The following is a 13,261-nucleotide window of genomic DNA, read 5'->3' as shown; positions in this document are numbered from 1 at the left end:
ATGAGCGCGATTTCCACGACGATGAACGACGCCGGCGCGACGCCGTTCGCCGAACTGCTCGAGCATTTTCCCGAGCGGCGCGCTGCGGCAGGCGCCGCAGGCACGATCGGCTACCGGGAGGCCGGCGGCGTGCGCGGCGAGCGCTGTCCCGTCGTGCTGTTGCACGGGATCGGATCGGGCGCGGCGTCGTGGCTGCGGCAGCTCGATGCGCTCGGCGCGACGCGCCGCGCGCTCGCGTGGGACGCGCCCGGCTACGGCGCGTCGTCGCGCGTCGCCGCCGAGTCGCCTGTCGCGGCCGATTACGCGGCGTCGCTCGGCGCATGGCTCGACGCGCTGCGGATCGAGCGCTGCGTGCTCGTCGGCCATTCGCTCGGCGCGATCGTCGCCGGCGCGTTCGCGCGCGCCGCGGGCGAGCGTCTTTCAGGATTGCTGTTGATTTCGCCCGCGGGCGGCTATGGCAGCGCGCCCGCCGACGTGCGGGCCGAGCGGCGCGACAGCCGTCTCGCGCTGCTCGCGTCGCTCGGCCCGCAAGGGCTCGCCGAGCAGCGCAGCGCGAACATGCTGTCCGCGCATGCGAGCGACGCGGCGCGTGCGTGGGTGCGCTGGAACATGGCGCGGATCGTGCCCGCCGGCTATGCGCAGGCGACGCACCTGCTCGCGAACGCCGATCTCGCGGCCGACCTCGCGCATTACCGCGGCCGCGTCGCGGTCGCGGTCGGCGCGGACGACGCGATCACGCCGCCCGCCGCATGCGAGCGGATCGCGCAAGCGGCGCGCGTCGGGTTACAGGTGATCCCGCGCGCGGGCCACGCGGGCTACGTCGAAGTGCCCGATGCGTATGGCGCGCTGATCGATGCGTTTTGCCGTCAATGCGACGCACAGCGAGGCGCGCCATGAGCGAACCGCTGCTGAAAGACGCCGACGACGCGAAAAACGATTCGAACTACGTCGTGCCGGGGCTCGACCGCGGTCTGCGCATTCTTGCCGAGTTCTCGCCGCGCGAGCCGGTGCTCGGCGCGCCGGAGCTGTCGAAGCGGCTCGGTATTCCGCGCACGACGGTGTTCCGTCTGTTGCAGACGCTCGAATCGCTCGGCTTTCTCGAGCGCGCGGACAAGGACCGCAATTATCGCCTGGGCGTCGCGGTGCTGCGCCTCGGCTTCGAATACCTGAGCTCGCTCGAGCTGACCGATCTCGGCTTGCCGGTGATCGAAGGGCTGCGCGACGCGACGGGCTTCACGACGCACATCGTGATCCGCGACGGCCGCGACGTCGTGTTCGTTGCGAAGGCGCAAAACGCGGGGCACGCGTTCGGCTCGGTGCGGGTGAACGTCGGCACGCGCTTGCCCGCGCATGCGACGACGCACGGCCACGTGCTGATGGGCGACCTGTCGCTCGCTCAGTTGCGCGCGCTGTATCCGGAGCCTGCGCTCGAGCGCGTGACGAAGGCGACGCCCGAGACCGTCGACGCGCTGTTCGGCGTGATCCGCGAAGACGCGCGGCGTGGCTACGGGATCGGCAACTCGGCTTTCGAGCGCGACATCTCGGTCGTCACGGCGCCCGTGCGCAACGACGCGAGCAAGATCGTCGCGGTCGTCACGGTGACGGTGCCGCGGCCGGAGATCGACGCATCGCTCGTCGCCGACGGGCTGATCGACAAGGTGCTGCGCGCGGCGGCGGAGCTGTCGCGGCGGCTGAACTACCGGTCCGACGACGAAAACACCTATTTGAAGGCATTGGGATTGCGATGATCCAGATCGATTTGAGCGGACAGGTCGCCGTGGTGACGGGCGGCTCGTCCGGCATCGGCTACGCGACGGCCGAGCTTTTCCTGCGCGCGGGCGCGTCGGTTGCGATATGCGGCCGCGACGACGAGCGGCTCGCGAACGCGCAGGCGCGGCTCGCCCAGCGGTTCCCGCGCGAGCGCGTGCTCGCCGCGCGCTGCGACGTGCTCGACGACGCCGATGTGAACGCGTTCGCGCGGGCGGTCGCCGAGCGCTTCGGCGGCGCCGACATGCTCGTCAACAACGCGGGCCAGGGCCGCGTGTCGACGTTCGCCGACACGACCGACGACGCGTGGCGCGACGAGCTCGAACTGAAGTACTTCAGCATCATCCGCCCGACGCGCGCGTTCCTGCCGCTCTTGCGCGCGTCGGCCGCGCCGACGATCACCTGCGTGAACTCGCTGCTCGCCTTGCAGCCGGAGCCGCACATGGTCGCGACTTCTTCGGCGCGCGCGGGCGTGCTGAGCCTCGTCAAGTCGCTCGCGACCGAGCTGGCTCCCGAGCGCATCCGCGTCAACTCGATCCTGATCGGCATCGTCGAATCGGGGCAGTGGCGGCGGCGCTACGAAACGCAGGCCCGTCCGGGCGAATCGTGGGAAGCGTGGACAGCCGCGCTCGCCGCGAAAAAGAACATTCCGCTTGCGCGCTTCGGCCGGCCCGACGAGGCTGCCTGGGCGCTCTTCCATCTCGCAACGAATCTGTCGTCGTACACGACGGGCAGCCATATCGACGTATCAGGAGGCTTTGCACGCCATGTCTAACAAAACCACCACCACGGTCGGCGAGCTGATTGCCGCCTTCCTCGAACAATGCGGCGTGAAGACCGCCTTCGGCGTGATCTCGATTCACAACATGCCGATCCTCGACGCGATCCATACGCGCGGCAAGATCCGCTACGTCGGCGCGCGCGGCGAAGCGGGCGCCGTCAACATGGCGGACGGCCTCGCGCGCGTGTCGGGCGGGCTCGGCGTCGCGTTCACGAGCACGGGCACCGCGGCGGGCAACGCGGCGGGCGCGATGGTCGAGGCGCTGACGGCCGGCACCGCGCTCCTGCACATCACGGGGCAGATCGAGACGCCTTACCTCGACCAGGATCTCGCATACATCCACGAAGCGCCGGATCAGCTGTCGATGCTGAACGCGATCTCGAAGGCCGCGTATCGCGTGCGCACGGTCGAAACCGTGCTGCCGACGATCCGCGAAGCGGTGCGGGTCGCGATGACCGCGCCGAGCGGCCCGGTATCGGTCGAGATTCCGATCGACATCCAGGCGGCCGACATCGAATGGCCGGACGACCTCGCGCCGCCGCACGTCGCGGTGTGCGCGCACGACGTCGCGCGCGTCGCGCAGCTCGCCGAGCGTCTCGCGAGCGCGCGTCGGCCGCTCCTGTGGCTCGGCGGCGGCGCGCGGCGCGCGCGTGCGGAGGTCGAGCGGCTCGTCGCCCTCGGCTTCGGCGTCGTCACGAGCGTGCAGGGGCGCGGCGTGCTGCCCGAGGATCATCCGGCGACGCTCGGCGCATTCAACGTCCACGCGGCCGTCGAGCGCTTCTACAAGACGTGCGACGCGGTCGTCGTCGTCGGGTCGCGGCTGCGCGGCAACGAGACGCTGAAGTACAAGCTCGCACTGCCTCGGCCGCTCTTCCGCGTCGATGCCGACGCGCTCGCCGACAACCGCGGCTATCGCAACGACCTGTTCGTGCACGGCGACGCGAAGCGCGTGCTCGCCGAGCTCGCCGACCGGCTCGAAGGCAAGCTCGCCGTCGATCCGCGCTTCGCCGGCGATCTCGCGGCCGCGCGCGAGGCGGCGGTCGCCGACGTCGGCAAGGGGCTCGGCCCGTACAAGCGTCTCGTCGACACGCTGCAGCAGGCGGTCGGCCGCGACTACAACTGGGTGCGCGACGTGACGATCTCGAACAGCACGTGGGGCAACCGCCTGTTGCAGATCTTCGAGCCGCGCGCGGGCGTGCATGCGCTGGGCGGCGGGATCGGCCAGGGGATGCAGATGGCGATCGGCGCGGCGCTCGCCGGGACGGCGGCGAAGACCGTATGCCTCGTCGGCGACGGCGGCCTGATGGTGAACGTCGGCGAACTCGCGACCGCCGTGCAGGAAAACGCGAACGTGATGATCGTGCTGATGAACGATCAGTGCTACGGCGTGATCCGCAACATCCAGGACGCGCAGTACGGCGGCCGCCGCTGCTACGTCGAGCTGCATCAGCCGGACTTCGCGCAGTTCTGCGCGAGCCTGAACCTCGCGCATCACCGGATCACGTCGCTCGACGACGCGCAGCGCATCGTCCACGAAGGGCTCGCGCACGACGGCCCGGTGCTGGTCGAGGTCGACATGCTGTCGGTCGGCTCGTTCGCGACCGCGTTCGCCGGCCCGCCCGTCAAGAAGGACACGCCCGCGGAGCGCCAATATGCGTAATGCCCACGCGCCCGTCGACGTCGCGATGATCGGCTTCGGCGCGATCGGCGCGGCCGTCTATCGCGCGGTCGAGCACGACGCCGCGCTGCGCGTCGCGCACGTGATCGTGCCCGAGCATCAATGCGACGCGGTGCGCGGCGCGCTCGGCGAGCGCATCGACGTCGTTTCGTCGGTCGACGCGCTCGCGTACCGCCCGCAGTTCGCGCTCGAATGCGCGGGGCACGGCGCGCTTGTCGACCACGTCGTGCCGCTGCTGAAGGCGGGCACCGATTGCGCGGTCGCGTCGATCGGCGCGCTGTCCGATCTCGCGCTCCTCGACGCGCTCTCCGACGCGGCCGGCGAAGGCGGCGCGACGCTGACGCTCTTGCCGGGCGCGATCGGCGGGATCGACGCGCTCGCGGCCGCGAAGCAGGGCGGCCTCGACGACGTGCTGTACGTCGGCCGCAAGCCGCCGCTCGGCTGGCTCGGCACGCCGGCGGAAGCGCTCTGCGACCTGCGCGCGTTGACGGCCGAACTGACGATCTTCGAAGGCAGCGCGCGCGACGCGGCGCGGCTCTATCCGAAGAATGCGAACGTGGCGGCGACGGTCGCGCTCGCGGGCGTCGGGCTCGACGCGACGAAGGTGCGCCTGATCGCCGATCCGGCGGTGACGCGCAACGTGCACCGGATCACGGCGCGCGGCGCGTTTGGCGAGATGTCGCTCGAGATGAGCGGCAAGCCGCTGCCCGACAACCCGAAGACGTCCGCGCTGACGGCGTTCAGCGCGATCCGCGCGCTGCGCAACCGTGCGTCGCACTGCGTGATCTGAACGATCTGAACCGGCTGGGACACCCATCATCATGACTGCATTCGATTCTTCCCTCGTGCCGTCGGGCGAGATCCTGATCGGCGGCGAGTGGCGCCGCGGCCGCGGCGCGACGACGCCGAACTTCTATCCGGCCGACGGTTCGCTCAACACCGAGATCCACATGGCCGACGCGGCCGATGCGCGCGAAGCGGTCGAAGCCGCCGACGCCGCGTGGCGCCGCGCGAACTGGGCCGGCCTGAAGCCGCATCAGCGCGCGGCCGTGCTGTACCGGATCGCCGATCTGATCCGAGCGAATCACGAGGCGCTCGCGCAGTTGCAGCGGCGCGACAACGGCAAGCCGATCAACGAGACGCGCGCGCTCGTCGCGAGCGCGGCGAGCACGTTCCGCTACTTCGCCGCGTGCGCGGAGACGCTCGACGAGGCGCTGACGCCGTCGCGCGGCGACTATCTGTCGATGAGCGTGCATGAGCCGCTCGGCGTCGTCGCGGCGATCACGCCGTGGAATTCGCCGATCGCGTCCGACGCGCAAAAGCTCGGCCCCGCGCTCGCGGCCGGCAATGCGGTTGTGCTGAAGCCCGCCGAGGTGACGCCGCTCGCGTCGCTCGCGCTCGCGCGACTTTGCGAGCAGGCGGGCGTGCCGCCCGGCGTGATTTCGGTGCTGCCGGGCAAGGGCTCGGTGATCGGCGATGCGCTCGTGCGCCATCCGCTCGTGAAGAAGGTGTCGTTGACGGGCGGCACCGAAGTCGGGCGCGGGATCGCACGGCTCGCCGCGGAGAAGCTGATGCCGCTGTCGCTCGAGCTGGGCGGCAAGTCGCCGACGATCGTGTTCGACGACGCCGATCTCGATCACGCGGTCAACGGCGTGCTGTTCGGGATCTTCAGCTCGTCGGGCGAATCGTGCATTGCCGGCTCGCGCCTGTTCGTGCAGCGGGCGATCTACGACGCGTTCGTCACGCGTCTCGTCGACGCGGCGCGCAAGCTGCGCGTCGGCGATCCGGCGAGCGAGCGCACGCAGATGGGCCCGCTCGTCACCGCGCAGCATCGCGACACGATCGAGCGCTACGTCGCGCTCGGCCGCGACGAAGGCGGCCGCGTGCTGTGCGGCGGCGGCCGGCCGACGGGCGAAGGCCGCGACGCGGGCTTCTTCTATCTGCCGACGATCCTCGATGGGCTGTCGAACCACGCGCGCATCTGCCAGGAAGAGATCTTCGGGCCAGTGCTCGTCGCGCTGCCGTTCGACGACGAGGCGTCGCTCGTCGCCGAAGCGAACGACAGCGTGTTCGGCCTCGCCGCCGGCATCTGGACGCGCGACTACAAGCGCGCGTGGCGCGTCGCGCGCGCGCTCGACGCGGGCACCGTGTGGATCAACACATACAAGCAGTTCTCGATCTCGACGCCGTTTTCCGGCTGGAAGGAAAGCGGGATGGGCCGCGAGAAGGGCAGCCTCGGGATTCGCGAGTACATGCAGCAGAAGAGCCTCTACTGGGGCTTGAACGATTCGCCGCTGCCGTGGGCGAACTGACGGAAAGGATCATCGAATGAGCATTCTCGGCATCGAACAGATTACCTACGGCGTGACCGATCTCGCGACGTGCCGCCGCTTCTTCGCGGACTGGGGCCTCACGGAGGTCGCGCACGACGCGACGCACGTGCGCTTCGAGACGATGAACGGCTGCACGGTGCGCGTCGTCGACGCGAGCGATCCGTCGCTGCCGCCCGCGTTCGAGGAAGGCCCGACGCTGCGCGAGGTGACGTGGGGCGTCGGCACGCAGGCGGCGCTCGACGCGCTGCGCGGCAAGCTCGCCGGCCAGCCGGGCCACTACGAGACCGACGACGCGATCGGCTGCATCGATCCGAACGGCATGGCGATCCGCATCGAAGTGACGCGCAAGCGCGCCGTCGACGTGAAGGGTTCGCTGCCGAACGTGTGGGGCGAGACGCTGCGTGTCGATCAGCCGGCGGCGATCTACGAGCGCGCGGAGCCGATCGAAGTCGGGCACGTCGTGTTCTTCACGAACCGGCTCGCCGAGCAGGAAGCGTTTTATCACGAGCTGCTCGGCTTCGAGACATCGGACCGCTATCCGGGCCGCGGCGCGTTCATGCGCTGCGCGCCGCACGGCGGCCATCACGATCTGTTCCTGCTCGCGCTGCCTACGGCCAAGCGCGGCCTGAACCATGTCGCGTTCACGGTGCGCGACATCCACGAAGTGTTCGGCGGCGGGATGCACATCAGCCGCTGCGGCTGGGAGACGCAACTCGGGCCGGGACGCCATCCGGTGTCGTCCGCGTACTTCTGGTACTTCCGCAATCCGGCGGGCGGCCTCATCGAATACTACGCGGACGAGGACATGCTGACGCCCGCGTGGCAGCCGCGCGAGTTCGAGCCGGGCCCGACCGTGTTCGCCGAGTGGGCGATCGACGGCGGTCTCGACGGCAACACGCGCCGGCAGAAGCACGCGCAGGCGCCGGAAGGCAAGTTCATGACGGAGCGCAAGGATGACTGAGCAAGCGAATGCCGCAGCGCAGGCCGCGCCGCGCGCCGTCGTCGTGATCGGCGGCGGGCAGGCGGCAGGCTGGGTGGTGAAGACGTTGCGCGGCGAAGGCTTCGCCGGGCGTATCGTGATGATCGCGGACGAAGTGCATCTGCCGTACGAGCGGCCGCCGCTGTCGAAGGCCGTGCTCGCGGGCGATGCGGATATCTCGACCGTGCGCGTCGTGCAGCCCGACGAATTCGGAACGCTCGCGGTCGAGACGTGGCAGCCGGAGCGTGCGGCGTCGATCGATCGCGCGCGGCGCGTCGTGCGCACCGCGTCGGGCCGCGAGGTCGAATACGAGCGGCTCGTGATCGCGACGGGCGGCGCGCCGCGCCGCTTGCCGGATTCGATCGTCAAGACGCCTAACCTTCATTACCTGCGCACGCTCGACGAAGCCGTCGCGCTCGGCGAGAAGCTGCGCGCGAGCCGTCGCGTGCTCGTGATCGGCGGAGGCTGGATCGGGCTCGAAGTCGCGGCGACCGCGCGCAAGCTCGGCGTCGACGCGGTCGTCGTCGAGGGCGCGCCGAGGCTGTGCGCGCGCTCGGTGCCGGGCGCGGTGTCCGATTTTCTGCTTGATTTGCATCGTGCGAACGGCGTCGACGTGCGCCTGAATGCATCGCTCGCGTTGCTCGATGCGCACCCGGACGACGCGAGCCGCGTGCGCGCGACGCTCGCCGACGGCACGACCGTCGATGCGGATATCGCGGTCGCGGGCATCGGCCTCGCGCTCAACACGTCGCTTGCCGCGGACGCCGGGCTGCGCGTCGAAGACGGCATCGTCGTCGACGAATACGGGACGACGAGCGATCCGGCGATCTTCGCGTGCGGCGACGTCGCGAACCATCCGAACGCATGGCTGAAGCGCCGGGTGCGGCTCGAATCGTGGGCGAACGCGCAAAACCAGGCGATCGCGGCGGCGAAGGCGGTGCTCGGCGTGCGCGCGCCGTACGCGGAGATTCCGTGGTTCTGGTCCGATCAATACGACGTGAACCTGCAGATTCTCGGCGATTTGCCTGCCGACGCGCAGCTCGTGATTCGCGGCGACGTCGCGGCGAGGCGCGCAACGCTGTTCTTTCTGACGGACGGCGCGCTGCGCGGCGTGATCGCGATCAATTCGGCGCGCGACCTGAAGCTCGCGCGCAAATGGATGAGCCAGGGGCGCGCGATCGACGTCGCCGCGCTCGCGGACACGACGAAGGCGCTCGCCTGATCGACGAGAGCGACAACGACAACATGGAGGAGAACACACGCATGAGCACACTGGAAAGCGCCGTCGCGGGCGGGGCCGCGGCCAAATCGGCGGCGAGCGCCGCGACCCCCGGCGCGATCATCGCGCGCATCGAGCGGCTGCCCGCGAACGCGATGCAGATCCGCGCGCGCGTGCTGATCGGCACCGCGACGTTCTTCGACGGCTTCGACGTGATCACGATCGCGGCGACGCTGCCGCTCCTGATCCACAAGTGGGGGCTTTCGCCGAATCAGGTCGGGATGCTGATCGCGTCGGGCGCGATCGGTCAACTGCTCGGCGCGTTCCTGTTTCCGGCGCTCGCGGAAAAGCACGGCCGCGTACGCGCGATCGCGTGGAGCTCGGCCGTGATCGGCGTGACGAGCATCGCATGCGGATTCGCTTCGACGTTCGAAGCATTCGTGCTGCTGCGGATCGTGCAGGGGCTCGGCCTTGGCGGCGAGCTGCCGGTCGCCGCGACCTACATCAACGAGATCACGCGCGCGCACGGCCGTGGCCGCTTCGTGCTGCTGTACGAGATCGTGTTCCCGATCGGCCTGCTCGCGTCGATGGCGCTCGGCGCGTGGCTCGTGCCGCGCTTCGGCTGGGAGGTGATGTACTTCATCGGCGGGATGCCGCTCGTGCTCGCGCTCGTGCTGACGCGGCTCGTACCGGAGTCGCCGCGCTGGCTCGCCGCGCGCGGGCGGCTCGACGATGCGGGGCAGGCGCTGCATGTGTTCGAATCGTCGGTGAAGGGGCCGCTGCCTCCGGTGGCGCACGCAGGCGAGTTCGACGCGCTCGTGCGTCGTCATCCGAAGCGCCGGATGATCGATCTGTTCGGGCCGGCCTATCTGAAGCGCACGCTCGCGGTCGCGACGCTGTGGGCGACCTGCGGATTCATCCAGTACGGGCTGTCGACCTGGCTGCCGACGATCTACAAGAACTTCTATCACGCGCCGCTGCAACTCGCGCTGAACCTCGCCGTGATCGGCTCGGTGATGGGCGTGGTCGGCTCGCTCGTGTCGGCGCTCACCGTCGACGTGGTCGGCCGCAAGCCGGTGATCGTCGGGTCGTTCGTGCTGTGCGCGCTGTCGCTCGTGTTCGCGGGGATCTATCACGCGTCGTCGGTGTACGTCGTCGCCGCGTTCTGCTCGCTCGCGCTCGGCCTGATGGCGTCGGGGTTCATCACGTCCTACGTGTACACGCCCGAGCAGTATCCGACGAGCATCCGCGCCGCCGGCTGCGGGCTCGGCAGCGCGTGGCTGAAGGTCGCGTCGTTCGTCGCGCCGATGGTGGTGCCGCGCGCGATCGTCGGCGGCGATCTGAGTCCGGCGTTCTACCTGCTCGCGGCGGTGCCGCTCGTCGCCGCGCTGACCGTGTATTTCGTCGGCATCGAGACGAAAGGGCAGGTGCTCGAGAAACTCGAGGCGTAGCACGGCTTTTTCGCGGCACGCGGCAAAGCGGAGAGAACGGCCCGGGATTTTCCCGGGCCGTTTTTTTATTTTGCGCGTCCGCCGAAAAAACGGTGGAGAAGATGCATCGAAAGAGACGGCCGGGGCGTTCCGCGAGTCCGCGGCTGGCGGCGCACCTGCGCCGGCATTCGATAAATGGCATTTCTCGGATTTATTAATTGTTTGTTTAATATTTCCGATGATTAATCGGAATTTTCCGGTGCGGAATTTTTTGAAGGGTAATGTGGGTTAGATTACATTTTCAACATTCTTTCGCCAGTGTTCGATGGATTACTGTTTTTGAGTATTCCGGAAATGACGAAGTGGAAAGTTATTAATATCCCTGCCTGCGAGGCGTGATCGGGGTTCGCGATTGATGTCCCGAAAATCATATAAATGATTTTCACATTTTAATCGCAATGCGTGATTTCGTTTTCGATGGCGACAGTCCGGCGGGCTGGGCGATCGGATACCTACCCTGCTGACGGCCCGTGCGAATTGAATTCACAGGGGATATTGAGTGAACAAAATCTACAATGTGGTCTGGAGTCGGGTGCGAGGCCAATTGATTGCGGTATCTGAATTTGCCGGATCGAATGGAAGCAGGGGGTCGACGGCGCGAGCCGTCACGACCGCAGCTCGCGCCGACGCAGGCGCGGCGGCTTCGTGCCGGTCGCGCATTTCGTGGGCGAAGCTCGGCCTGATGTCGCTGGCGGTGGCCGCGGCGATGGGCGCGATGGCGACCGACGCCGCCGCGCAGGTCAGCTATGCGGCGGGCTATAACGCGTACGCCGGCCCCGGCGGCAATACCGGCCCGTGGGCGTTCTACAACCCGGCTTTCAGTCCGGGCACGCTGCTGTACGGCACGGCGGTCGGCAACTACGCGTACGCGAACGGCGAGGGCGGCTCGGCCTACGGCGATCACGCCGCGGCGACCGGCCGCCTGGGCACCGCGCTCGGCGTCTACTCGCAAGCGGCGGGCGACGGCGGAACCGCGATCGGCGCCAGCGCGAGAGCGCTGCCGGACTTCAGCCTGGCGATCGGCACGAACGCGCAGGCGCTGAAGGACACGGGGCAGTCGATACCCGGCCGCGAAGACATCGGCACGATCGCGATCGGCGCCGGCGCGTTCGCGCAGGGCGACAACAGCGACCCGCTGCACGTGTCGGCGCCGAACGCGTTCGGCGGCTACTCGTCGGCCACCGCGAGCGGCGCAGTGGCGCTGGGCGAGGGCGCTGCGTCGTCCGCCTATTACGCGAACGCGCTCGGCGCCTATTCGAAGGCGTCGGCGGCGGGGGCGGTCGCGGTAGGCGGCGGCGCCGAGGCGACGGCTCAAGGATCGGTCGCGATCGGCGGCGCGACGAGCGTCAACAATGCGACCGCGTTGTCCGGCTACGCGAGCGCAAGCGGCGTCAACGCGATCGCGATCGGCTCAGGCGCTCAGGCGACCGGCCGCCAGTCGATCAGCATCGGCACGGGCAATGTCGTGTCGGGTGCGAACGCGGGTGCGTTCGGCGATCCGTCGACGGTCACGGGCACGGGCTCGTATTCGTTCGGCAACAACAACACGATCAACGCGAACAACGCGTTCGTGCTGGGCAACAACGTGACGATCGGCTCGGGGCTCGACGGCTCCGTGGCGCTCGGCAACGGCACGACCGTGGCGGCGGCCAATCCGACCAGCAGCGCGACGATCACCACGACGTCCGGCGGCCAGCTGACGCTGTCCGGCTTCGCCGGCGCGAATCCGACGAGCGTCGTGAGCGTCGGCGCGCCCGGTGCCGAGCGCCAGATCACGAACGTGGCGGCGGGGCGCATCACGCCGACCTCGACGGATGCCGTCAACGGCAGCCAGCTGTATGCGGTCGCGAGCACCGTCGACAACGCGGTGAACGGCGGCGGGATCAAGTATTTCCACGCGAATTCGACCGCGCCCGATTCCACGGCGGTGGGCACCGATAGCGTCGCGGTCGGGCCGGCTGCCGTCGCTTACGGTCAGGACTCGATCGCCGAGGGCGCGAACGCATCGGCGGGCGTGAGCGGCAATCCTGCGGTGGCGGGCGACGTCGCGCTCGGCAGCGGCGCGCAGGCGACGGGCGGACGATCGCTCGCGCTCGGCGCGAACGCGTCCGTCAACACGGCGGGCGGCGTGGCGCTCGGCGCCGGCTCGGTCGCGAATCGCGCGGCCGGCACCTATACGGACCCGATCACGGGCAGCAGCTTCACGACGGCGTTCGGCGCGGTATCGGTCGGCCTCGAAGGATCGCTGCGTCAGATCACCAACGTCGCGGCGGGCACGCAAGCGACGGACGCGGTGAACGTCGGCCAGTTGCAAGGTGCGATCGCGCAACTGAATCAGTCGATCCAGAACATCACGAACGGGTCGAACTCGGGCAGCAGCGGAAACAATGGCAATAACACCGGGCAAACCGTGTCGGGCCAGTGGATCACGGGCAATCCGTCGACCTATACGGCGCCCGTCGCGAGCGGCATCGGTTCGACCGCCGCGGGCAGCGGCAGTGTCGCGTCCGGCACGAACAGCGTCGCGGTCGGCGACGGCGCGTCGGCTGCCGGCAACAACTCGGTCGCACTCGGCGCCCATTCGGTCGCGACCGCACCGAACACGGTGTCGGTCGGCTCGGTCGGCAATGAGCGGACGATCTCCAATGTCGCGCCGGGCGTCAACGGCACCGATGCGGTGAACGTGAGCCAGTTGAACAGCGGCATCGGCAATGCGGTCGGTCAGGCGAATCAGTACACGGATCAGAAGGTCGACCACCTGCGGCGCGAGATGAACGGCGGCGTGGCCGCGGCGATGGCCGTGGCCGGATTGCCGCAGCCTACCGCGCCGGGCAAGAGCATGGTGGCGATCGCGGGCTCCACGTGGCAGGGTCAGCAAGGCTTCGCGCTCGGCGTATCGACGATCTCCGAGAACGGCAAGTGGCTGTACAAGGGGTCGCTCACGAGCAGCACGCGCGGCGGTACCGGCGCGGTGCTCGGGGCGGGCTATCAGTGGTGAGGTGAGTCGCGCATGA

The 13,261-nt window shown here is 69.2% G+C and carries 10 protein-coding genes; all 10 read left to right on the top strand.

The window, feature by feature from the left end; translation table 11 throughout:
- Nucleotides 1-897 carry an alpha/beta fold hydrolase gene (locus tag WS62_RS12695; RefSeq protein WP_066571145.1) on the top strand — a complete coding sequence of 299 codons (897 nt, stop codon included), beginning with the start codon at nt 1-3 and terminating at the stop codon, nt 895-897.
- The gene (locus WS62_RS12690; protein ID WP_066571144.1) at nt 894-1,748 is read left to right on the top strand and encodes an IclR family transcriptional regulator; all 855 of its coding nucleotides are present in this window, start codon (nt 894-896) and stop codon (nt 1,746-1,748) included. The genes WS62_RS12695 and WS62_RS12690 overlap by 4 nt, the downstream gene beginning before the upstream one ends.
- On the top strand, nt 1,745-2,542 hold the full coding sequence (locus tag WS62_RS12685) for an SDR family oxidoreductase (protein ID WP_066571142.1): 798 nt from the start codon (nt 1,745-1,747) through the stop codon (nt 2,540-2,542). The genes WS62_RS12690 and WS62_RS12685 overlap by 4 nt, the downstream gene beginning before the upstream one ends.
- On the top strand, nt 2,535-4,208 hold the full coding sequence (locus WS62_RS12680) for a thiamine pyrophosphate-binding protein (RefSeq protein WP_066571138.1): 1,674 nt from the start codon (nt 2,535-2,537) through the stop codon (nt 4,206-4,208). The genes WS62_RS12685 and WS62_RS12680 overlap by 8 nt, the downstream gene beginning before the upstream one ends.
- Nucleotides 4,201-5,016 carry an aspartate dehydrogenase gene (locus WS62_RS12675; protein ID WP_066571137.1) on the top strand — a complete coding sequence of 272 codons (816 nt, stop codon included), beginning with the start codon at nt 4,201-4,203 and terminating at the stop codon, nt 5,014-5,016. Before WS62_RS12680 ends, WS62_RS12675 begins: the two co-directional genes overlap by 8 nt.
- Nucleotides 5,017-5,047: 31 nt before the next feature.
- Complete coding sequence (locus WS62_RS12670) at nt 5,048-6,538, top strand: aldehyde dehydrogenase (protein WP_066571136.1); 1,491 nt, start codon at nt 5,048-5,050, stop codon at nt 6,536-6,538.
- Between the two features lie 16 nt (nt 6,539-6,554).
- A complete protein-coding gene (locus WS62_RS12665; RefSeq protein WP_066571135.1) occupies nt 6,555-7,520 on the top strand; it encodes a VOC family protein in 966 nt (321 codons plus the stop codon).
- On the top strand, nt 7,513-8,760 hold the full coding sequence (locus WS62_RS12660) for an NAD(P)/FAD-dependent oxidoreductase (RefSeq protein ID WP_066571134.1): 1,248 nt from the start codon (nt 7,513-7,515) through the stop codon (nt 8,758-8,760). Before WS62_RS12665 ends, WS62_RS12660 begins: the two co-directional genes overlap by 8 nt.
- A 41-nt stretch (nt 8,761-8,801) precedes the next feature.
- Nucleotides 8,802-10,208 (top strand): MFS transporter, encoded by a 1,407-nt coding sequence (locus WS62_RS12655; RefSeq protein WP_066571183.1) that lies wholly within the window; start codon nt 8,802-8,804, stop codon nt 10,206-10,208.
- Between the two features lie 571 nt (nt 10,209-10,779).
- Nucleotides 10,780-13,245, top strand: a complete 2,466-nt coding sequence (locus WS62_RS12650; RefSeq protein ID WP_197422822.1) for a YadA family autotransporter adhesin — start codon at nt 10,780-10,782, stop codon at nt 13,243-13,245.
- Nucleotides 13,246-13,261 lie beyond the last annotated feature (16 nt).

Source organism: Burkholderia sp. ABCPW 14, from assembly GCF_001523835.1.
GTDB lineage: Bacteria > Pseudomonadota > Gammaproteobacteria > Burkholderiales > Burkholderiaceae > Burkholderia > Burkholderia mayonis.
This window is presented reverse-complemented; position numbering and strand designations above follow the sequence as displayed.